16 protein-coding genes are annotated in these 22510 nt (G+C 62.1%); 2 read left to right on the top strand and 14 right to left on the bottom strand.

Features of this window, described 5'->3' with window-relative positions; translation table 11 throughout:
• Window positions 1-340 precede the first annotated feature (340 nt).
• The 5 genes from C2L71_RS07430 to C2L71_RS07410 all read right to left on the bottom strand — a co-directional run bounded on the left by C2L71_RS07430 (window position 341) and on the right by C2L71_RS07410 (window position 6120).
• The gene (locus C2L71_RS07430; protein WP_103265138.1) at window positions 341-1204 is read right to left on the bottom strand and encodes an anti-sigma-I factor RsgI family protein; all 864 of its coding nucleotides are present in this window, start codon (window positions 1202-1204) and stop codon (window positions 341-343) included.
• Window positions 1201-1662, bottom strand: coding sequence for an RNA polymerase sigma factor (locus C2L71_RS07425; RefSeq protein ID WP_239926476.1), 462 nt, complete (start codon window positions 1660-1662; stop codon window positions 1201-1203). Before C2L71_RS07425 ends, C2L71_RS07430 begins: the two co-directional genes overlap by 4 nt.
• Window positions 1663-1714: 52 nt before the next feature.
• Window positions 1715-2200 (bottom strand): hypothetical protein, encoded by a 486-nt coding sequence (locus tag C2L71_RS07420; RefSeq protein WP_103265136.1) that lies wholly within the window; start codon window positions 2198-2200, stop codon window positions 1715-1717.
• Between the two features lie 160 nt (window positions 2201-2360).
• Window positions 2361-3572 (bottom strand): tyrosine--tRNA ligase, encoded by a 1212-nt coding sequence (gene tyrS, locus C2L71_RS07415; RefSeq protein WP_103265135.1) that lies wholly within the window; start codon window positions 3570-3572, stop codon window positions 2361-2363.
• Between the two features lie 79 nt (window positions 3573-3651).
• The gene (locus C2L71_RS07410) at window positions 3652-6120 is read right to left on the bottom strand and encodes a U32 family peptidase (RefSeq protein ID WP_103265134.1); all 2469 of its coding nucleotides are present in this window, start codon (window positions 6118-6120) and stop codon (window positions 3652-3654) included.
• A gap of 135 nt (window positions 6121-6255) precedes the next feature.
• Between C2L71_RS07410 and C2L71_RS07405 the strand changes: the two genes are divergently transcribed.
• On the top strand, window positions 6256-8463 hold the full coding sequence (locus C2L71_RS07405; protein ID WP_103265133.1) for a transglycosylase domain-containing protein: 2208 nt from the start codon (window positions 6256-6258) through the stop codon (window positions 8461-8463).
• 158 nt (window positions 8464-8621) lie between these two features.
• Here the strand turns inward: C2L71_RS07405 and C2L71_RS07400 are convergent, their stop codons facing one another.
• The 6 genes from C2L71_RS07400 to C2L71_RS07375 all read right to left on the bottom strand — a co-directional run bounded on the left by C2L71_RS07400 (window position 8622) and on the right by C2L71_RS07375 (window position 17845).
• Complete coding sequence (locus C2L71_RS07400) at window positions 8622-9125, bottom strand: hypothetical protein (RefSeq protein WP_103265132.1); 504 nt, start codon at window positions 9123-9125, stop codon at window positions 8622-8624.
• Window positions 9126-9216: 91 nt separating this feature from the next.
• Entirely contained in the window at window positions 9217-11502 is a 2286-nt protein-coding gene (locus C2L71_RS07395) for a transglycosylase domain-containing protein (RefSeq protein ID WP_103265131.1), read from the bottom strand.
• Between the two features lie 333 nt (window positions 11503-11835).
• Entirely contained in the window at window positions 11836-13224 is a 1389-nt protein-coding gene (argH, locus tag C2L71_RS07390; protein ID WP_103265130.1) for an argininosuccinate lyase, read from the bottom strand.
• 14 nt (window positions 13225-13238) lie between these two features.
• Window positions 13239-14570, bottom strand: coding sequence for an argininosuccinate synthase (locus C2L71_RS07385; RefSeq protein WP_103265129.1), 1332 nt, complete (start codon window positions 14568-14570; stop codon window positions 13239-13241).
• Between the two features lie 245 nt (window positions 14571-14815).
• Window positions 14816-15244, bottom strand: a complete 429-nt coding sequence (locus C2L71_RS07380) for an arginine repressor (protein WP_103265150.1) — start codon at window positions 15242-15244, stop codon at window positions 14816-14818.
• Window positions 15245-15868: 624 nt separating this feature from the next.
• On the bottom strand, window positions 15869-17845 hold the full coding sequence (locus tag C2L71_RS07375) for an FAD-dependent oxidoreductase (RefSeq protein WP_239926474.1): 1977 nt from the start codon (window positions 17843-17845) through the stop codon (window positions 15869-15871).
• A 183-nt stretch (window positions 17846-18028) separates the two neighbouring features.
• Here C2L71_RS07375 and C2L71_RS07370 point away from each other — a divergent pair, with 183 nt between their 5' ends.
• A complete protein-coding gene (locus C2L71_RS07370; protein ID WP_103265128.1) occupies window positions 18029-18682 on the top strand; it encodes a TetR/AcrR family transcriptional regulator in 654 nt (217 codons plus the stop codon).
• 111 nt (window positions 18683-18793) lie between these two features.
• Here C2L71_RS07370 and C2L71_RS07365 read toward each other — a convergent pair whose 3' ends face one another.
• From C2L71_RS07365 to argJ, 3 genes are read right to left on the bottom strand one after another with little or no spacing between them, the layout of a single operon-like run.
• Entirely contained in the window at window positions 18794-20086 is a 1293-nt protein-coding gene (locus tag C2L71_RS07365; RefSeq protein WP_103265127.1) for an aminotransferase class III-fold pyridoxal phosphate-dependent enzyme, read from the bottom strand.
• A gap of 47 nt (window positions 20087-20133) precedes the next feature.
• Complete coding sequence (gene argB, locus C2L71_RS07360; protein ID WP_239926472.1) at window positions 20134-21150, bottom strand: acetylglutamate kinase; 1017 nt, start codon at window positions 21148-21150, stop codon at window positions 20134-20136.
• Window positions 21147-22472, bottom strand: coding sequence for a bifunctional glutamate N-acetyltransferase/amino-acid acetyltransferase ArgJ (gene argJ, locus C2L71_RS07355; RefSeq protein WP_103265126.1), 1326 nt, complete (start codon window positions 22470-22472; stop codon window positions 21147-21149). The genes argB and argJ overlap by 4 nt, the downstream gene beginning before the upstream one ends.
• Window positions 22473-22510 lie beyond the last annotated feature (38 nt).

Genomic DNA, 22510 nt, shown 5'->3' with positions numbered 1-22510 from the left:
TCAAGGTTCCCGCGGTCCCCCGAAGGGTCCCGCCGCGTCAGCCGGAGCCGAACGCGCAAGGAGATACATTACCTTCCCGCAACCAACCTGTCAAGAACTTTTTTCGAAAACTTGAAAAGTTTTTCGAAGGCTTTCGTCTTCGGCTTTCCAAGTCGCCGACTGAACAGCTCTCAGCGATGGTGCGCCCACGCTCTCCTCAAGCGCGGGTATTGTATATTACCGGTAAGGTGTCCGTTACGCAATGGGTAATTTCGAAAAACTTAAAATTTTTTCGTTCGTCTCGAGAGGGCCATGAGCGAGGCTGCACCCAACCCGCGACAGCTTCGGAAGCGCCCGCCTGTTACTCTTCAGACGTGCAGCGGCCGCCCTTGTGGCCGCCTTGGCCGTGCTCCCGTCCTCGTCCGTATCCCTGCGACTGCGGCCCATCATCAACCTGCTCGCCAGAACACTCCGCAATAAGATCGCGCAATTCGCGCATGGACAACGAGGCGCACTCCTCAAGCGTCATATCGGGATCGAGCTGCATGAGTTCAAGAGATGCACGATAGCGGCCGACGCCCATGCCAGCCTGAACCGCCTCGTCGCGCGTCTTCGCATCGACTTCGTGGCAGCTGCCACGACACGCAAGACCGCTTAGGCACGCATCGCTTTGAGAGCGCACTTGTTCGGCCAAACGCTCGTCGCCCGACACGACGCTGATTTCCAGGAAGGAGCCTTCTTGCGAGAAAGGCGCGAAGACATCGCTTGTCGTAAGCGCATTCAAAGCCTCGTCGTAGGAGCGGCCCTCCAGCGCAACGCTCTCGAGCAGAACCCGTCCGTCATCGTTGATCGCCGTGGTTTCCACAACAATGCCGAAGCGGTTGAGGCCAAGTTCGATGGAAGGATTCACGTCGATGCCCACATAGGCGACCGGTTGGTCGTACAGGCGCACCGCGCCGAATCCCACCGCCGCCAAAACAAGGCAGGCGGCGATTGCGACGACAAGCCGGCGGGATCCAATGGGCCGGCCAGAACGGCGACGAGCAGCAGCGGATGTTTCTCCCTGCCTCCCGCGCTGCGCGACCGGCGCAGATGCATGCTCTGCGCGGGCATTGCCAGTCGTAGCCCGCAGGGCCTCGATGCGCTCGCGCGTGCCCCGCAGCACCTCGTCGGGAACCGTCACATCGTCGAATGCGCTTTTTACCAGCTGGTCGAAGTCGGTCATGACAGGGCCTCCTTCAGCTGTTTCTTACCACGGGCAATCCATGAGTAAATCGTGTTTACCGGCGCATCGATCATCTGCGCGATTTCCGGAGCGGTATAGCCTTCATAAAGGGAGAGATACAGCGGCGTGCGCGGAGGATCGGGCAAAGCGCGCATGGCATCCACCACATCGCTTGAGAATGAAGACGGCTGTGCGCCTTGATCATTCGAAATGTATGAGCCTTCCAGATCGTCTTCATCGAGACGGGCATCCGAACGATGGGCGGCTTTGAGCAGATCCTTGCATGTGTTGGCCGCGACGCGTATCAGCCATGCCTTGCGATGCTCTTCGTCGCTGAACGAAGCCTCGTCGGCGAGCGCATATTTCATCATCGTATCTTGAAATGCATCCTGCGCATCCGACGATACGCGGAAATACAGGACGCAGACGCGCCAGACGGTGGATCCGTGACGTTCCATGGCCCGTTCTATGTCCTCATGAGGCCTCACCGCCCCGCTCTCGCCTCCGAAACTAGCAGCCGCGTCCGTGATGTCCGCGCGCAGGGCCGCAGCCCGACCCGGAGCCGTAGTTGTCCGCATCGGAGGCGCGTCCGCATCCGCCGCGCGCATTCGATCCGTAGTTGTCGCAAACGCCGTCGCCGTCAGCGTCAGCGTAGCCCTCGCAGCCGGGACACGCGCCGGAAGCGTAGTTGTCGCAAACGCCGTCGCCGTCGGCGTCGACGAAGTCGCGATGATGGCGGCCCGTTGGCGCGAGACCGCATGAGTCGCAAACGCCGTCGCCATCCGCGTCGACGTAGCCAGCGCACGCTGCTCCCGGTCGCTCATCAATGATCTGGGCTATAACCTGCGAGAAAGCCGAGACAAACCCTTGGCGCTCCTGCATCGCCGGTGTCGTTTGCCCGAGCACAGCGGATCCTGCCGTAGCGAATGCGATGTTCGGAACGGCCAAGACCGCGAGCACGACGAGTGCCGCGCATGCGATCATTTTCTTCTTCATAGCTCTGTCCTCCTGATTCGGCACGATTCGGTCTTCACCACTAACACGATCGAGACGCGCGAATCCTTGCATCGTTTTCGAAATTGTTCACCCGCAAGCGAAAAACCCGATAATACCTGCGCGCGACGCGACGAAAACCAGCAATCTGCTGGATTGGCCGCTACGCCAAGCGGGCGAACTTGCGCTTCCCCACCTGGATGACGGCGCCTGCAAGCATGGACGGATCGACATTGTAGGATTTCGCCGGAAGCGGCTCGCCGTTTACCTTCACGCCGCCGCCATCGATGAGGCGGCGCGCCTCCCCAGCGCTCGCCGCAAGCCCCGCATCCGCCAACAGCTTGGCTACGTAGATCGTGCCGTCGTCGTTTGGTGTAAGATCCGCCTTGAACTCCGGGATATCATCGGGCATCGCATGCTGTTTGAACACGCGATCGAACTGCTCTTCGGCCGCATGCGCGGCAGCTTCATCATGGTAGGCGGCCACGATGTTGCGAGCCAGCGCCCGCTTCACTTTGTTCGGATGCAGCTCATCGGATGCAAGACCACGCTCAATCTCGTCGATCGCATCGACGGGCAGCGTGGATGCCAAACGGTGGTACTTCACCATGAGCTCATCGGGGATGGACATGACTTTGCCGAACATATCAGCCGGCTCGTCGGTGAGGCCGATATAGTTACCGTAGCTCTTCGACATCTTCTGCACGCCGTCGGTGCCCTCGAGCAGCGGCAGCGTCAGGCACACCTGAGGCTCCAGGCCCATTTTCTCCATGAGCTCGCGCCCAGCGAGCAGGTTGAAAAGCTGGTCAGTGCCGCCGAGCTCGACATCAGCTTTGATGACAACGGAGTCGTAGGCCTGCATGACCGGATAAAGAAACTCGTGCAGGCTGATGGGAAGATTCGAGGTATAGCGGTTGTGGAAGTCGTCGCGCTCAAGGATGCGCGCTACCGTGAAATTGCTCGCAAGCTTCAGCAGGCCCTCCAAGTCGAGCGACAGCAGCCATTCGGAGTTGTAGCGCAGCGCGGTCTTCTCGGGATTGAGGATTTTGAACGCCTGGTCCACGTACGTCTGCGCGTTCACCTTGATCTGCTCGCTCGTAAGCTGCGGACGCGTCGTGTTGCGCCCGGACGGATCGCCGATAAGGGCGGTACCATCGCCGATAATAAGCGTGACGCCGTGGCCGAGATCCTGAAACTGGCGGAGCTTGCGCAACGGGACAGCGTGGCCAAGATGGATGTCGGGGGCCGTGGGATCCACGCCGAGCTTGATGTTGAGCGGCGTGCCTCGCTTGAGTTTCTCGGCAAGCGCGCTCTCCGGCACGATGCGGGCAGCGCCCGAGGCGATGGTATGCAGCTGTTCTTCAACGGGTAACATCGATCCCTCTTTCCTTACTATATATAGTAGTTCGTGATTCTACCATATAGGCCGAAGCCGGTACCCGAGAGCAGCTGCGCTACTGAACCCCGCGAAAGAGGTGACCGCTCGTCGCACCGGACTCCTTGGGAAGCGCGTTGCCGCCCGCATTTGCAAGGCTGCGAGCGCGCACGACGCGACCAACCGCCTGCGCCGCCTCTTCGACGTTCATGAGCGTCGTATCGATCATGAGCATAGACACACCGGCACGCACAAGATCGGGCAGTGTATGGACGACATCGAGGCCAACCCCGTTATATAAACGGCTGCGGCCCAGCGCATCGGTGACAACGGGAAACTCATAACCCTTCTGGTCGCGCAGATAGTGCGGACTCTTGCGCCGAGGGCACAGATCGCAGCGTTCATCGCAGGGACCCTGGCTCATGAGCAGGCAATGTTCGGTGACCATAAGTTCTTGACGGCCCACGATCGTCAGGCCGAGCTCCATGGGAGCGTCTTGCGCAAGCTCGGCGATCTGGCCAAGCGTCAGCTCGGGAGATAGCCACACCCGCACAGCCCCGAGTTCTGCGGCCGCAGCGAGAGAGAACCTGTTCGCAATGGGTATATGGGGGCCTGCCTCGGCCTCGGCACCAAGTTCGACAGCCCGCACGAGGGCGCCGAGGCTGTCGACGAACACGGGCTTGCCGGGTTTCACGTAGCTCCACGGATCGAATCCGAGGGCATGCTCCCGCGTCCCGGGAACAGGATCGTGATCGACTGCCGACATGGCTACGACCGTCTGCTTCGGATAGCCGGCCTGTTCGGCCGCAGCGCTGCGCTGCCCGGCGACGACGGCTTCTCCGCGCTTGTAATTGAGGGCCGGCACGTACACGGCATCGGCTCCGGCGCGCTTCGCCGCGCGGGCGCAGGCGGGATTCGCGGCCCAGGCGACGATGCGACATCCACGTTCGCGGACGGGAGGAAGCGGAGCCCGCTCGCCCACACGCGGAAGGCGACGGTCGCCGCATCCCGAGAGCAGCTGTCGTTCCAACTCCGCAAGCGCTTCGGTGCGGACACGGTGAATCTGGGAGAATCCCACGCCTGCGCCTTCGTCTAGCTCGACATCGAACGCCTTCAGCGAGAACGGCGTGCTGCCAAGCCGATCGACATGGGCACGCACGTCATCGGCGCTCACCGGCTTGGTACGCGCCTTTTCCACGACGTCTCCTGCAGCAATGCCGCACAGGCTCTGCGTAGCAGGCAGGCCGACGGGACGGCGGGCCGTCGGCGCGAGCTTGAATTCCACTTCGAGCGGCTCGCCCAACCGCAGCTTCGCATGGCCGACGATCGGGATACGCGGCAGCAGAGGATCGTCCGCGAAGCGGGCGGCGGCGCTGCGGACGCGAAACACCCGATCGCCCTTTCCAACCGGCCGACCGGGAGCCACGCGCACCGAGCCGCCTTCGTCGCACTGCACGTCATCGAGTGTGTAGGCGAACCGACCTTTGTTCGTCCAGAACTCCAGGACATCGCCCTTCTCAAGCGTACGTTCGGCAGTTATCGACGCCGCGCCGTCCTTCACCCAGGCGACGCGGCCCACGAACACGCCGCGATTGTTCGGGCGGCCGTAGCTCATCATGGCGTTTCCGCGTTCGCCTTCAAGATACGCTGTCGTGAAACCGCGCGAAAAGGCCTCGGCGAGCGCTTGGTGTTCCTTGTCGGTGGCAACCGCCGACGTCCCCGCCGCGCGCGCTTCGAGCACGCGATCGAGCACAGCCCTATAGGCGCTGGTGACAGCCAGCACGTAGTCAGGCGACTTCATGCGCCCCTCGATCTTGAACGATGCTGCACCCGCCTCGACGAGCTCGGGCAGCAGATCGATCGCGCACAGATCCCGCGGCGAGAGCAGGTGATCTCCGGGCGCCGGCAGATTCGTTCGGCGCGCCACATTGCGCAGTTCGTAAGGCAGGCGACAGGCCTGGGCGCATAAACCACGATTCGCAGAACGACCGCCGATAAGCGAAGACATGAAGCACTGTCCGGAATAGCACACGCACAGCGCACCGTGGACGAAGACCTCCGTTTCGAGGCCGAGTCTATGCGCAACGTCGGAAAGATGCGCGATCTCGGCAATCGACAGCTCGCGCGCGAGCGTCACCCGCTCGACGCCGAGCTTCGCTGCAGCTTCGATACCGGCCGCATTATGGGAGTTCATCTGCGTCGATGCGTGCACGCGTGCCTCGGGCAGCGTGCGCATGAGCTCGAGGGCGACACCGATGTCCTGAACGATGAGCGCATCGGCTCCGGCACGGTAGGCCTGACGGGCGGTTTCCAGCGCACGCGGCGCCTCCGAGGGAAGCACCATGGTGTTGAGCGTCACGTATACCCGTACGCCGCGCATGTGCGCATACCGGCAGGCATCGCCAAGCGAATCGAGCGTGAAGTTGTCGGCGCCACGACGCGCATTGAACGAGTCGAGGCCGAGGTACACCGCATCGGCTCCGCCGCGGACGGCAGCGTGCAGCGCCGCGGCGCTACCGGCTGGCGCGAGCAGTTCGATATCGTGCATGGTTATCCTCGCTTCGGTGTTCTATGGGCGGCGATCTGGCCGCATCGGAATTCTGCAACCCGTCTTTTCGGGAATTGCGTGTGCACGCCGGCACGTAACAGTTTGGTGTCGGCGGTATGGTAGTATAATCGAACGATGAAAATACGTCGAAAACAGCGCGAAAAGCGCACCCATGCAGTGAAGTGGGGCATCCTTGTTGCAACAGCGGCGCTCTGCTTCGTCGGTTACTGGGGAGTGCAGGGCGTCCTACACGTCATGGAGGGCTGGACGGACGATCTGCCGAGCATCGCCGATACCGACTTCACAAACTCAGCCGAGGAATCGGTCATGTACGCGAGCGACGGCTCGACTCGACTCGCTGAATTCCAGCTTGAGAAGCGCGATCCCGTCACGATCGATCAGATTAGCCCGTTTGTGCTCCAAGGCACCGTCGACACCGAGGACGTGCGCTTCTACGAGCACAATGGCGTCGATATCGCAGGCATCGCGCGCGCCGTCATCAACAACATCACGGGAGGCCAGCTGGAAGGCGCCTCAACCATCACACAGCAGCTCGTTCGCAACACTATCCTGACGCAGGAAGCCAACGAGATATCGATCGAGCGCAAGATACGCGAGGCCGAGCTGGCAACCGAGATGGAGAAGCAGTATTCCAAAGACGACATCCTGCTCATGTATCTGAACACCATCAACTACGGCGACGGGTGCTACGGCATCGAGGCCGCAGCTCAAAACTACTTCCAAGTATCCGCCGCTGAACTCACCCTCGTCCAGGCCGCCACGCTCGTGGGCATCCCCCAGTCGCCGACCTATCTCAATCCGAAGGCATATCCGGAAGCATGCCTCGAGCGCCGCAACACCGTGCTCGATCGCCTGCTCGCTGCAGGTCATATTTCACAGGAGGAGCACGACGCAGCGCAGGCCGAAGAGCTGGCCCTCGACCCCGCGCCAGAGGCTCCGAGCGATGGCATCTACGCCTTCCCCTACTTCACCAGTTACGTGCGCGCGCAGCTGTTTGCCGACGACAACCCTTACGACGTGTCCTATGCAGACCTGTTCGAAGGTGGGCTGACCATCTACACGTCCCTCGATCCCGAGCTCCAACAGATGGCCGAAGACGCATGCGCCGACCAACTCGACCGCATGTCGTCGGATCTGGACTGCTCCCTTGTGGCCGTCGACACCGAAACCGGCCAGGTGAAGGCGATGGTGGGCGGCAAGGACTACAGCGCAAGCCAGGTCAACCTCGCAACAGGCACGGGCGGATCGGGCCGTATGGCAGGATCGACCTTCAAGGCGTTCACGCTCGCTGCAGCGATCGAGCAAGGCATCGACCCCGACACGCCCATCGACTGCACCTCTCCTCTGGAGCTTTCAGGAGGTCATCGCGTCGAGAACTTCGGTGGCACCGATTATGGGATTCGCTCCATCCAAAGCGCGACAGCCGTATCGTCGAACACGGGCTTTGTACGCCTTTCCCAGGAAATCCATCCGACCTCGGTGACAGACATGGCCGAGCGCCTGGGTATCCCGGGCGAGAAGCTGAGCCCCGTTGAAGTGGTCACGCTGGGCAGCACTGCGGTAACTCCGCTTGAAATGGCGCAAGCCTACAGCACGTTCGCAACCGGCGGCGTGAAACGGGATGCCGTCGTGGTCACCAAGATCGAGGACAAGAACGGAAACATCATCTACGAAGCAGCGGACACGAGCAAGCGCGTGCTGAGCGAAGAAGTTGCAGGAGCGACGACGAACGTGCTCAAGACCGTTTTTACTGAGGGCACCGCCCGCGGTGCGAGTCCTTCGAACGGACAAACGGTAGCCGGGAAGACGGGCACGTCTGAGAATTACATCGACCACTGGCTGGTCGGCTATTCCCCCACGCTGTCTTGCGCCACATGGATCGGCAACCCTGCCGGCAATATTGAGGGCACGTCGAACATCACCTGCAACCGGCTGTGGCACGACTTCATGAGTGCAGCGCTGGAGGATCAGCCCCTGGTCGATTTCCCTGCCGCCGAAGACCCCGATTACAACAACGATTTCAATAAGAAGCAGCAGATCACCCTCGGAGACCCTGATCCTGCGGATGCGCCGAGTGTGGTTGGCATGACGCTCTCGGATGCGCAGTCGGCTTTGAGCGACTACACGGTGAGCGTTGTTGAAGAGTATTCCGATACCGCAGCAGCGGGCAGCGTGATCGGCCAGTCTGTGCAGGACGACACGATTGTCCTCGTCGTGTCAAAGGGGCCGCAACCTCCGACCGAACCCGCGCAGCCCGATCCAGATACGCCTCCCCCGACCGAACCCGATCCTCCCGCTGAAAACGGCACGGGAGGAACCTAGGCAGGCGAGGCGTATCCGCAAAACGTTCTCCCACCGTCGAGCACCATCGCTCATAGAGCAGCGATAAGAAAAAGGCCGAGCCCGCTATGGGCTCGGCCTTCTCAATGACCTTGAACAACCGGGACGCATGCGAAACGCGCCCCGGTTGTTCCGAGCGCTTATTCCTTAGAAGCGGCGGTTTCGTCACCCTTCTTGAGCTTGTCGATGCCCGCGTCGTATTTCGCCTGGATATCGGCGATACGCTGATCGTACGTCGACCAATCGAAGGGCTGCTCATCGGTGGCGCTTTCGATCTCCGTGTACAGATCGATGTAGCCGTTGAGCGCATCCTTCAAGCTGTTCGTTCCGTCGACGTAATCCGTCTGGATATCCTTCAGAGCGTCGGGAACTTCAATGCCGTTAAGTTCGTCGAGCGCTTTGAAAGCGTTGTCAGCCTGAGTGCGCATGCCCACCACGTCATCACGCGACACGGCATCCGAGAAGCTTTCGAGCCTTGTTTGAAGCTCGTCCATCGCCTGGTTTACTTGCGACATGTACTGTCGTCTGTCCAGCTGGTCCTGATCGACAGCCGATCCTCGCTGCTGACAGCCGGCAAGAGCTGCGATCATCAAAACGCTTGCAAGCGCAACGGCGAGCACCTTGACGAAGTTCATTCGTTTCATAGCGTATCTGCTCCTTGTTCGAGAATTCGTGTTCATCCGGGTAGCGAGAAACCTCGCCAGCTTAGCCTATGCCGCTGAGAGCAGCGGTTTCCTACGACCAATACGGCTCGCGTATCCATATGCCAAACGGCGAGAATCCACGATTCGAGAACGAGGCCACAGCTGGCGCGGGCGTCGTTCCGCCGCCATTGCCCGAATCGCCTCCGCCGCCGGAACCGCCGCCGCCATCGGGCGGATTCGGATCGGGATCGGGATCGGGCTTGGGCTCGGGATCCGGATCCGGCTTAGGCTCAGGATCGGGTGTCGGATTTGGACTAGGGGCAGGCTCCGTCGTTCCAGGCGCGACGGCGCCAGGATCACTGGGAGTCGTCGGATCTTCCTGCGGCTCATCGGTTTGGTCCTGGTCGCTCTCGTCAGCCCATGCGCCGCCGATATGGTAGGTGGCATCCTTGTAGCTTTCGTACGGAGGATTGCCTGCTTGCGGGAATTCCTCATGAGGCTCGCCATCAAGCGCCGTACCGACGAAGTTTCGGAACACATCCGCAGCCGACGTGCCGTTGAGCGAGATGCTGTTGGACGGGTCGCCCAACCAGATGCCCACGGAAAGCTGGGGCGTGATACCGCAGAACGTGATGTCTTTGTAATCGCTGCCCGTGCCTGTCTTACCGGCGGCCGGACGACCGTCGGGAAGCGCTGCCGCTCGTCCGGTACCGCCGGTGATGACGCCCTTCATGACTTCAGTGGCCGCATGAGCGACTTCAGCCGAGATCACCCGCTTGCCTTCCGGATGGGAGTTGTCAAAGATCACGTCGCCTTTGCTGTTCGTCACCTGCAAGATGGGCTCCGCTTCGTAGTGCATGCCGCCGTTCGCGATGTCGGCATAGGCATCCGCCATATCGAGCATCGTGACGTTGTACGTGCCGAGTGTGAGCGTGGGATCTGTTTCGGCAAGCGGGGAGCTGATGCCCATGCGTTTCGCCACTTCGTACACTTTGTTGGTACCCATCGACATCTCGAGTCGCACGAAACCGGTGTTCGACGACACGGCAAACGCGCTTGCGATGCTGCGCGTGCCGTAACTCTTATTGCCGGAATTGTGCAGGGTCTGTCCATATCCTTCGATTTCGGCGGGCGACGAACAGTCGACCGTCGTCTTGTTCGGATCCATGCCTGCCTCGAGCGCTGCGATAAGCGTGAACGTCTTGAAGGCCGAGCCGCAGGGGCGACCAGGATCGGCCGCATTCGTGCCGGAACCCGTCGCCAGGTTGACCTTGCTCGCACTGTAATCCTTACCGCCCACCATGGCCTTGACATGGCCGGTGGACGGATCGATGGCCACGATCGCGGCTTCAGCCTCATCGGGCAGCGAGGATAGCTTCGCATCGGCAGCGTTCTCAGCCGCCTGCTGCGTGGACGGGTCGATGGTGGTGATCACCTTGAGACCGCCCTTGAACACCTCGTTAGTCGAATACTTGTACTTCCCGTTTTCGTCTGTCAGCGTCTCGCGCACGTAACTTGTGAAGTACGGATACAGGAAGATGCCATCGGTCGAAGGCGTGGTTGGATTGAGTGCGATAGACTCAGCGCACGCGGCATCGTGTTCCTCTTGCGTGATGTACCCGTTCGAGAGCATGCGATCGAGAACGACATTACGGCGCTTGAGACTGTTCTCGGGGTTGTCGATAGGGTTATTGTACGTCGGTGACTGCGGAATGCCGACGAGCGTGGCGGCTTCCGCAAGCGTGAGATCAGTCGCGTTCTTCGAGAAATATCGCTGCGATGCGGCTTGGATACCGTAGGCACCTGATCCATAGTTGATGGTATTGAGGTACATGAGCAGAATCTGGTCCTTGGAATACATCTCTTCAAGCTTGACGGAAAGGTACATCTCGCGCACTTTACGCTTGATGGAGATGTCGTCCATCTCCTCCGAGAGGATGGTGTTGCGAACGAACTGCTGCGTGATAGTGGAGGCGCCTTCGAGCTCGCCTCCCGTGATGTTGTTCACAAGCGCGCGCCCTATTCCAGTGATGTCGAACCCGCCGTGCTCGTAGAAGCGCTCATCCTCGGTAGCCACCGTGCCGCGGAGCACATACTGGCTGATTTGATCGAGCTCAACCGGATCCCGGTTCTCAAGCTGGAACTTCGCGAGCAGCGTGGTCCCATCGCTCGCGTATACCTCGGTCGGTTGCGCCGTATTGAATGCGTCTGCGTCGGTGTAGTCAGGCAAATCCTCGAGCCAAGTCGAGCCGAGGGCGTACACGCCGACGCCGCCGGCGATCACGACGGCGGCGAACACAGCCAAAACGGCGAGAAGACCGATAGAGGGATGCTTCTTTTTAATCCCCGGCCTATTTTTCATAGAACGTGAAGCCACGTGGCACCTCCAAAAAAACTTCGCTCATTGTAACATCGAGGGTTGTGGCCTCTGGAAACCACACAAGTTTGTTGGAAAATGGTCATAAGAAGAAATGCCCGGTGGAAGCCTCAATTTGGAGCTGAAACGACCGAGGGGACCGCCCGGCCCCCTCGGTCATGATCATGTCGCGCAGCTCGGATCCTCCGTTCGACTGCCGCATTTTGAAACCCGTGAAACACGGTGCGCGCCTCTGTCCGGTTCCCGGCGAAAGCGGAAGCTGGGCACGATTCCGCGCTCGAGAAACGCAGAGCACCCTGCCTTGCTTCTTCTTCCGTGGTGCGGCGCGATCCGTTAGACGGCGGCCTCGTCGTCGGCGAGCACTTGTTTCGCCAGCGCGAGCTGCTCGGCTACGGCCGCATAGCCCGTGCCGCCCTCGGTGGTGCGGGCGGCCACGATGGCGTCGAGGTCGAGCGCCGAGGTGATGTCGGCCTCGAAGAGGTCGCTTTCGGCCTGGAAGTCCGCGAGCGCGAGGTCGTCCAGGTCGCAGCCGCGCTGCTCGCACAACAGCACGAGGTGGCCCACCACCTCGTGGGCGCGGCGGAACGGCATGCCCTTCTTCGCCAGGTAGTCGGCCACGTCGGTGGCGGCCAGGTAGCCCTTCTTCGCCTGGGCGCGCATGCTCTCGGGCTTCACGGCCATCGTCTCGATCATGCCGGCGGCGCACACGAGGCAGTCCTCGAGCGTCTTGGCGGCGTCGATGGCTCCCTCCTTGTCCTCCTGCAGATCCTTGTTGTACGCGAGCGGCAATGCCTTCATGGTGACGAGCAGCGCCACGAGGTCGCCCACCACGCGCCCGGTCTTCCCGCGGATGAGCTCGGCGAAGTCGGGGTTCTTCTTCTGCGGCATGATGGACGAGCCCGTGGAGAACGCGTCGGAGAGCCCGATGAAGTCGAACTCGGCCGTGGACCACAGCACGATCTCCTCGCACAGGCGCGACAGGTGCATGCACGACACGCTGCACGCGTAGGACAGATCGAGCAGGAAGTCGCGGTCGGACACGGCGTCGAGCGAGTTGGGGATCACGCGCGAGAAGCCGAGCGACTCCGCCGTCATCTGGCGGTCGAGCGGGTACGTGGTGCCGGCGAGGGCCGCCGCTCCCAGCGGGCTGGCGTCGGCGGCACGGCGTGCGGCGGCCAGGCGCCCGAAGTCGCGCGCGAGCATCCACACGTAGGCGAGCATATGGTGCGCGAACAGCACGGGCTGGGCATGCTGCAGGTGGGTGTAGCCCGGCATGATGACGTCCGGATGCGCCTCGGCCTGCTTGACGAGCGCCTGGCGCAGGGCGACGTTGGCCGCCATGAGGTCGCTGCAGCGCTGCTTCGCGAACAGGCGCGTGTCGGTGGCCACCTGGTCGTTGCGGCTGCGGCCCGTGTGCAGGCGCGCGCCCGCGTCGCCGACATCGGCTATGAGCGCACGCTCCACGGACATATGGATGTCCTCGTCGTTGATGTCGAAGGCGAACTCCCCCGCCTCGATGCGCTCCTGCACGCGTCCGAGCCCGCCCGCGATGGCGTCGGCGTCGGCCTGCGCGATAACGCCCGCCTTCGCCAGCATGGCCGCGTGCGCCTTCGAACCGGCGATGTCCTGCGCATAGAGCGCCTTGTCAACCGGCAGCGAGGCGCCGAAGCGCTGCGTGAACTCGCTCACGTTCTCCGTGAACCTGCCTGACCAGAGTGCCATGGATTTCCTTTCGCTTACGCCAAGACGGCTTCGGCCTCGGCCACCACGTGCTGGCCGAGCGGGGTGACGTCCTCGTACTTGCCCTTCTTGAGGGGACCCTGCTGCTTCTCGGCGTCGAAGAGCTCAGCCGGGGCGCCCTCCTGCCGGCGGTTCGAGGCCCACGTCTTGCCGGAGAGCGTCTGCAGCTTGATGAAGCCCTTGGCGGCCGTGTGGTCGAACGCATCGTCCTTGTCGTACGTGGCCAGCGCGTAGTCGTAGAGCGAGTAGGCGCTCTTCCGGCCGACAACCGTGCAGGAGCCCTTGTAGAACTTCAGCTTCACCGTGCCGGAGAGGCAGCGTTGCGTGGAGGCCATGAACGCGTCGATAGCCTCCTTGAGCGGCGAGAACCATTGGCCGTTATAAACGGCGGTGGCCCAGGCCTGCTCCATGCCCAGCTTGTAGTGCAGCACCTCGCGCTCGAGCACGAGGTCCTCGAGCGCCTTGTGCGCCTGGATGAGCGCGAGGCCCGCCGGCACCTCGTAGCACTCGCGGCTCTTCACGCCCACGAGCCGGTTCTCGATCATGTCAATGCGGCCAAAGCCGTGCTTGCCGGCGATCTCGTTCAGCGCGTAGATGATCCCGAGGAAGCTCTTCTGGTCGCCGTTGATCATATAGGGCAGGCCGCGCGCGAACGTGAGTTCAACGTATTCGGGCTGGTCGGGCGCCTGCATCGGATCGCTCGTCATGGTGTAGATGTCCGCCGGCGGCTCGGTCCACGGGTCCTCCAGCACACCGCATTCGATGGCCCGGCCCCACAGGTTGTCGTCGATGGAGTACGGCGACTTCTTGGTGGTGGGCACTTCGATGCCGTGGGCCTGCGCCCATTCCATCTCCTCGGGCCTGGTCTTGAGCTCCCACTCGCGCACCGGGGCGAGGATCTCGATGTCGGGGTCCAGCATCGTGATGCTGGACTCGAAGCGCACCTGGTCGTTGCCCTTGCCCGTGCAGCCGTGCGCGATGTACTTCGCGCCGAACTTGTGGGCGGCGTCCACGAGGTGCTTGGAGATGAGCGGCCGCGACAGGGCGGACACGAGTGGGTACTTGTTCTCGTACATGGCGTTGGCGGCGAGCGCCTTGGCTAGGTACTCCTTGGCGAACGTCTCCCTCATGTCCACGACGAGGCAGTCGAGCGCGCCGGATTTGAGCGCCTTCTGCTTGATTTTCTCGAGGCCCTCGTGCTCCTGCCCCACGTCGCCCACGACGGCGATGACGTCGACGCCCTTGTTCTCCTGGAGCCACTTGATGCAGCACGACGTGTCGAGGCCGCCCGAGTATGCCAGTACCGCCTTATCCTTCTGATCAGCCATGGTGAATCCCTTTCCTACGCTCTATTTCTTTTTGTTTTAGCTGGTTCGTGCCCGGATCTCCGATGCAGGTACGGGTGGGCCTTAGCTCCGCCCTGCCAATTCCGGCATGCGGATACACGGGGACCCGTGTGCATCGCGGCTTTTCGCGGTGGCGTGAGCGCCGGGCGGCCCTCACGACTTCATGCTGCTGGGCAGCGTTGGGGGAAGGGAGGGAGAAAAGCGTCCCTCGCAAGAAAAGTAGACGACTAACGTCGTCGCAGTCGGTCGATGGCGCGCTCGACGTCAAGAGCGGCCTCAGGGCTTTCGGCAGCGATCATGATCGTGTTGTCGCCGGCGACGGTGCCGAGCGCGCCGCGCAAGCTCGCTTTATCGAGCGCAGCGGAGACGCCGGCTGCTCCGCCGGAGAACGTCTTGACCACGATGAGATTGCCTGCCACGTGTACCTCTTCAACCAATTCGGAAACCATGCGCTGCAATCGCAGCTCCTCGGGAAGGATATAGTATCCTTCACGGGATTTCACCAGTCCCATGTCCATGATGTCGCGAGAAATCGTTGCCTGAGTGCACTCGTATCCAGCGGCTTGCAGCTGGTTCGCAAGATCCCGCTGCGTCTTAACGTTGTGTTCGCGAATGATATCGCGAATGACGTCGTGCCGTTGTTGACGTTTCCTCATGCTCGATACTCTCTGCTCCGAGAACTGGCACATGCGGTTCAGCTCACGTCTTTTCGTATGGGGTATGCAGAAAACCGCAATCTCCAGTCGAAAATATGCACTGTATAGTACCGCATATAGAAGCGTTCTGCTGTCAGAATTTAAAAAATCGAGAAGTTTTCCGGCGATCGGAACGATTGGACCGGAAGAACGGAGGATGTGCAGTCGGAGTGAGGAGCCGTGAGCCGATAGCGAGACGGATGGACGACAAGGCTCCGCAGAACAGCATCTAAAGAAGGTTGTGCTCCATTTTGTAGGTAAGCGTGAGGTATGTGCGTTCCCGGGCACTTTGCTTTGCTGCACAACGCCCAAGGCGTCCGGTACTTTATCACACTAAAGCACCCACTGATCCGCTGCCAAAAAACATGCCGGTTTGGCACGCAAGCCCCTTTGCCCTCGACTCGCTGCAAGCATCGACCTGGGAAAACGCGCAGCTGGATACTTGCGTCACGACTCTTTAAAGCAACACTTGCCATCATTCGTGCCAAACCGGCATGTTTTTTGGCAGCGCATCCCCGTGCCGCCGGCGCGGCGGACCTGGAAGAGCCAGCCGCGCCGGGAATGAAAGGAAGGAGGGAGGGTGGTTTACTTCCCGAGCGAGGACATGCCGTCGAGCACCGTGTCCGCTCCGGACGCATAGGTGTGGCAGTTATCGCATGCCTCGGATATGCCGCCCAGCTGCTCGGGCGCATAGTCGGCGCTCCCGCCGTGGATCGGGTCGTAAGGGTTCCAAGGACCTAGGTTCTCGAAGGATGCCTTCCCCGCCTCGTCGACAGCAGAGCCTTCGACATAGGGAGTCAGAGCGGGCGCGTTGCCGTCAAGCTTGGGCCCGACACCGACGACCGCATTGACGGCGCTCTCCGCAGCCACATACCCGAAGGTGATTGCGCGCCCGATGGAAGTACCAGGAATGTGGCGAGGGTAGTTGCCCGAGAAGAAGCTGCCACTCGCATTGCCGCAGGCATACAGTCCGCGGATGGGCTCATCGTTCACGTCGAGCACGCTGCAATGCTCGTCGATGCACAACCCGCCCGTTGTGGCGAGAACATTGCTGTTCGTGGTGAACGCGAACAAACGCGAACCGGTAAAGGGAAGCGTGACCGCAAGATCGCGATCGAAGTCCTCGTCGCGACCCGCCTCGAAGAACGATCCGTAGCGTTCGAGCGTGGCGGACAGCCCGTCGGCGTCGATGCCAGCCGCCTGAGCCAGTTCGTCAGCCGAAGCGCCCTCATACAGCCAGCCTTTCTGCTTGAATTCTTCGAGCGCGTCCTCCATACCCTCGTACATCGTCTCATCGAAAATGTACCAGCAGTTTTTGCCGTAGCCCGGCTGCGCATTCTGAGCGTTCGAAACCACCTGGAACGGCGCATCCTCACGAACGAAGCGATTACCGCGACCGTTAACCAGGATACCGAAGTACACGGCGTTCCAGGTGCGGAAGTCTGCGAACGAATCGGGCGTTCCCCAACGGAAGTTCATGACCGGATGCGGCACGGGATCCATCTGGGCCCCCACGGCAAGGCCCATCATATGCCCGTCGCCCGTGGTGCCCCAGCCGGGGTTCCACCAGCTCGAGTTCGCGTAGTCTTCGGGCCTGGTCCACGCCTGCATCATCTCGGGATTGCAATCGTAACCACCGGTTGCCATGATGACGCCCTTGGATGCATTCGCCCGGAAGTAGCCGGATTCGTCGCGTGCGACCACGCCCGTAACGGCCCCTGAATCGTCAGAGACAAGGCGAACTGCGGGCGTCGAGAAACGTAGATCAACGGTATCGTAAGCGTTCTTGGCCACATCCTGCATCTCAAGGCACACGTAGATGCCCGACAAGCCGGAGCGCACGCCGGCGTCAGGCGGCAGGGCGGGAGAATCGTAGAAGCCCAGCTCGGTGTCGATAAGCGGCGTCATGGCGGGGAACCCGCAAGATGAGGGGGCCTGCTCGACCTTGCTGATCACGAAGCCGTTCGCCCCTTTGTCGAGCACGCTCTGCCAGAAATCCGTCGCCTCGCCGGAACGGTCGACATACGTGCGCGCCGGTTCGGGGCGCGTGCGGTAGTACGCTGATCGATAGATCTCATCGAGCAGCGCCGCCTTGTCGATCTCAGTGCCTTCCTGACAGCCGGCCCCCACTGCGCCAAAGCACTCGAAGCACCCGCGACCCTTGGTCATCTTCTCGAGGATGAGAACGCTCGCGCCCAGGTCCGCCGCTTTGAGACCGGCCATGAGACCCCCAACGCCGGCGCCCACGACCACCACGTCGAAGTCCTCCTCGCGCTGTATTTCGCTATCGGGGATGTCGCGCGCTTCAAACGCCACAGGACCGCGCGGGCCCGGGCAGACGGCTTTGCGCGCGGGCATCAGATTGGCACCGCCCTCGTATACGTTCGTATAATCGACACCATCAACGCCGGTTGCAGCGTTTGCGTCTTTATCGGGCGCCTCCCCGCCGTTGGATGCGCATGCGGTGCCAACGACGCCCATGCCGGCCACCGCTGCCGTTGCGAGCGCTCCCTTCACGAAGTTTCTGCGAGTGAACACGTTTGAATCGTCTGTTGCAGCCATAGCTCCCTCTCTTGTCCTTTGGTTCCCACTGAAAGTGTACGCTGTACACTTTGTGGAGTATACAGCGTACACTTTCAGTGTGCAAGAACCGCTTCCCCGCATCCAAGCGTTTCCATCGCTCGCTCGTCTGCTACCATCAGTGGAAGCTATGCACCTCGATGGTATTGCAGGAGGATGTTCCGCATGCCCCAGAACAATTCGGAGTTGAAGAACAAGCGGGTGCCGCTGAACCGGGAAACGATCATCGCCAAGGCCCTCGAGATTGCCGACGAGGAGGGCCTGGAGAACTTGTCAATCCGCAAGTTGGCGAGCGCCCTCGACCGTTCGGCAATGGCGCTGTACCGCCACTTCGGCTCTATGGAGGAGATACAACAGGGCGTGGTGGCACGCGCATTCACCGAAGTGGATACAGCTCCCGTGCCCGGCGAGCGTTGGGATGACACAATCAGGCGCACGACAGCGTCAATCCGACGCATGCACCTCCGCCACGCATCCGCCCACCTCTACCTTGCCGAAGGCGCAGCCTGGGATCCGGGGCTACGCGAACATACCGAGCGCGTGCAGAGTCTCCATGGGAACCAAGGCATTCCCGAGGATATCCTCACACGGGCATGGCGCATCATCGACGCGTTCCTTTCGGGTTTCATCGTCAACGAGATCAGCGAGATGGAGCACGCGGATTCTCTGCCTGCAGCCGACAAACCGGCATGGCTGGATACCGTTGAAGCCGCCTACTCGGAACAAGCATTTAACGACGGGGTCGAAATTATCATCGCGGGGATCCGCGGCCTGGCCGCGCCCGATCCCTGCGAGTGGCGCACGCCCACCGAAGACTGAGGCGCGCTCGCCACGAAGCGCAAGAAACCACCTGGTCAAAAAGGGTGATGCGCCCAGGATGCGGGACGCGTCCTCGATCGAGGGAGCGTGCTCAGCAGTCGTCTGCACGCGTCAGTGGGCAATTCCCTTCTCTGCGACGAGCAACGTGCGGAGGCGTTCGATGAGCGCATCCACATCGGCCTCCGAGCACACGAGCGGCGGCAAGAAACGGAGCGTATGCGGTCCGGTGGCATTGAGCAGCAGGCCGGCATCCAGACCGCGCGCAACGACGCCGAACGCGTCGAAGCCCTTGTCTAGATCAGCGGCCACCATGAGACCGAGACCGCGGACTTCCGTCACCTGCGGCAGCGAAGCAAGGCGTGTTCGCAGATAGACCCCCACCTCGCGGGCGTTTGAGGCAACGTCTTCATCGGCGAGCGCCTTCACGGTGGCCTCGGCGGCCGCTACCGCCAAACAGCTGCCCCCGAACGTCGAGCCGTGATCTCCCGGCTCGAAGGAGTCGGCTGTCTCGGCGCGCGCAGCGCACATGCCCATGGGAAATCCTGAGGCGATGCCCTTGGCGATGGTGACCACGTCGGGCACGATGCCGAAATGCTGGAAGCCGAATGGATAGGTTCCGCAACGGTACATGCCGCACTGTATCTCGTCGCACACGAGCAGCGCGCCGGCCTGATCGGTCAAACGCCGCGCAGTCTGCAGAAATTCGGCCGTGCAGGGATGCACGCCGCTTTCCCCCTGCACGCATTCGACCACCATTGCGCAGATGGCATCGCCCTGTCGAACGAACAGCTCTTCAAGCGCGGCAACGTCGTTGAGCGGCGTGCGCACGAAGCCGTCGGGCAGGGGTTGGAAGGCCTCCTGCTTGGCAGGCTGCGCCGTGGCTGCGAGCGTGGCGAGCGTACGCCCGTGGAAGCTGGCATCGAGCGTGACGATGAGCCGCGGAGCGGCAGCTTCGGCGGCGCGCACGGCGGCCGCATCGGATCCCGCCGCCTTGGCGGACGCGCCAGCGAGCTTCTTAGCGTGCAGGCGCGCGAGCTTGAACGCGCACTCATTGGCCTCCGCCCCCGAATTGGCGAAGAAGCTGCGCCACGGCCGGCGCTCGTTCTCCGGCGTGCAGGTATTCAGCAGATCGGACACGGCATGCGCCACTTCGCCGCGATGCTCGATATAGTAGTAGTTGCTGACGTGAACGAGCTTGCGCGCCTGCGCGCTGACGGCCTCGACCAGAGCCGGATGGCAGTGCCCAAGGCTCACCGCACCCACACCCGAGACGAAATCGAGGTACGTGCGACCCTCCGCATCCTCCACCCGCATGCCGCGCCCGCGCACAAGCTCAACGGGCTTGCGCGCGTAGGTTCCCATGACGTACGTGGATTCGAGTTGCCGCTCCTCGTTGAAGTTCATCGTCCCTCTTTCGTCGCCGTTTCCTTCTTCGTCCTGCGGATTCTACGCTATCGGCCGGTGCGCGTTCCCTCTGCGCCCAGTGAGCCGGATGGTCCTATCCCGCCCGATCCCGACGCCATCCTATTTTCGAGCAGCTTCGAAGCGAAGTTGCCGAGCGGGTGCGCGTCGAACTTGCATGCCTCATCAGTGGAATGCATCGTAGTGCCAACGCCGGTGCTCGTGAGCAGTTCGAGCAGAAGCGAGTGCGGCGTAATGCCGTTGATGACATGGGCGCGGAACACGCCGGCCTCCAGCGCGAGGATGCACGACTTGAGCTTGGGGATCATGCCGGTGGACACGATGTTATTCTCCACCATGTATTGCGCCTCGAACACCGTGAGGTTGGAGATGAGCGAGTCCTTGTTCTCGAAATTCTCGTAGAGGCCGTCAACGTCGGTGAGAAACACCACCTTGTGTGCGCCAATGGCGGCGGCGATGTGGCCGGCAACCATGTCGGCGTTCACATTGTAGAAGCCGCCGTCCTCGCCGAGCGCGACCGACGCGACGACGGGAATATAGTCGGCATTCACGAGGTCGTCGAGCAACGGGCGGTTGATGCGCGTGATACGGCCCACTCGGCCCAGTTCAGGGCTGGCCTGCTCGGCTACGATGACGCCCGCGTCAGCGCCTGACACACCTACGGCGAAGTTGCCGTGCTCGTTCAAGGCTTCGACGAGCTCCTGGTTCACCTTGCCCATGAGCACGGTACGCACGAGATCCATGGCTTCGGGCGTCGTGACACGTTGACCGTCTTTGAACTCCACGGGAAGCTGCATGTGCTCCATAGCCTCAGTGATGGCCTTGCCGCCGCCGTGCACGATGACGGGGTTTACGCCGACGATCTTGAGCAGCACGATATCGGCCATAACGTCGGCGCGCAGCCGCTCGTCAACCATGGCAGAGCCGCCGTACTTTATGACGACCGTCTTGCCGGTGATATTCTTGATCCAGGGAAGCGCTTCGACGAGCACTTCCGCCGCTTTGTGCGAGGCGCCATGGGGGCGCGTGTCCTTCGCGTATTTCATGATCGATAATCTCCGTTGATCGTGATGTACTCGTGCGTGAAATCGCACGTCCATACCGTGGTGGCGGCGTCGCCCGCGCCGAGGTCGATGTCGAGAACGATCTCTGGCTGCTCGAAGCGGCGCAGCGCCTCGTCCTCGTCGAAGGCGACCGTGAGCCCCTTGCGGCACACGGGCAACCCCATGATGTCGATGGCGGCATCCTCCTGACGGAAGGCCGCGCCCGACTTGCCGACGGCTGCGGCGATGCGACCCCAGTTGGCATCATGCCCGCAGATGGCGGTCTTGACGAGCGGCGAGTTGGCGACGGCGCGAGCCGCGAGATCGGCGTCCTCGGGAGTGGCCGCACCGCTCACGCGCACAGTGACGAGGCGCGTCGCGCCCTCGCCATCGGCAGCCATCTGGCGCGCGAGATCCTCGCAAACGGTTATGAGGGCTCGCTCGAACAGCTCGTAAGCAGAACCGCCCGGCTCGAAAGGCTGCGCGTCAGCCGTGACGGCGGCGCCGCTTGCCATGAGGAAACACGAATCGTTCGTGGATGTGTCCGAGTCGACCGTGACCTTGTTGAAACTCGACCCCACCGCCTTGACAAGCGCCCGATGAAGGACATCGGGCATGATCGGCGCATCGGTGGTGACGACGGCGATCATCGTGGCCATATCCGGCATGATCATGCCGGAGCCTTTCGCCATGCCGCCTACCGCGAACGTGCAACCGTCGTATCCGATACCGTCCCCCGCGAACGTAACGGCTGCCTCTTTGGGCCGCGTGTCGGTGGTCATAATAGCGTGCGCGGCATCATGCCCGCCAGCAGCCGACAGCGACGTCGCAGCGGCCGAAACGCCGGATTCGAACGGCTCGATGGGCAGGTGCACCCCGATGACGCCCGTGGAGGCAACCATGACCTCGTCAGCCGTGCAGCCAAGCGTCTCGGCCACGATGCGCGCAGACGCGCGAGCCGCCTCGAGGCCGCGCTCGCCCGTCGCGGCGTTCGCATTGCCCGAGTTGATGACGACGGCACGCGCAGTACCGTAGCCGCAGCTATCCAGATGTGCGCGCGATACCCTGACGGGCGCAGAGCAAAACACGTTGCGGGTGAATACGCCCGCGCACGCGCACGGCTCGTCCGAAACGACGAGCGCCAGGTCGAGACGCTGGGGATCGGCTCGAAAGCCAGCGTGCACCCCGGCAGCCGTAAAACCGCGTGCCGTGGCAACGCCGCCGTTCGGAACACGGGGCAACGGCGAGGGACGCCGTTCGCTGGCGCGCAACGGAACCGCTCCCTCAGGCGCACCGAACCCCACATCGATTTCATGCTCGGTCATAAGCTTCCTTCTCGTCGAATACGGTTTTGCATCGGTCG

Source organism: Enteroscipio rubneri (assembly GCF_002899715.1).
GTDB lineage: Bacteria > Actinomycetota > Coriobacteriia > Coriobacteriales > Eggerthellaceae > Enteroscipio > Enteroscipio rubneri.
The sequence above is the reverse complement of the archived record's forward strand: the minus strand, read 5'-3'. Positions and strand labels throughout refer to the sequence as shown.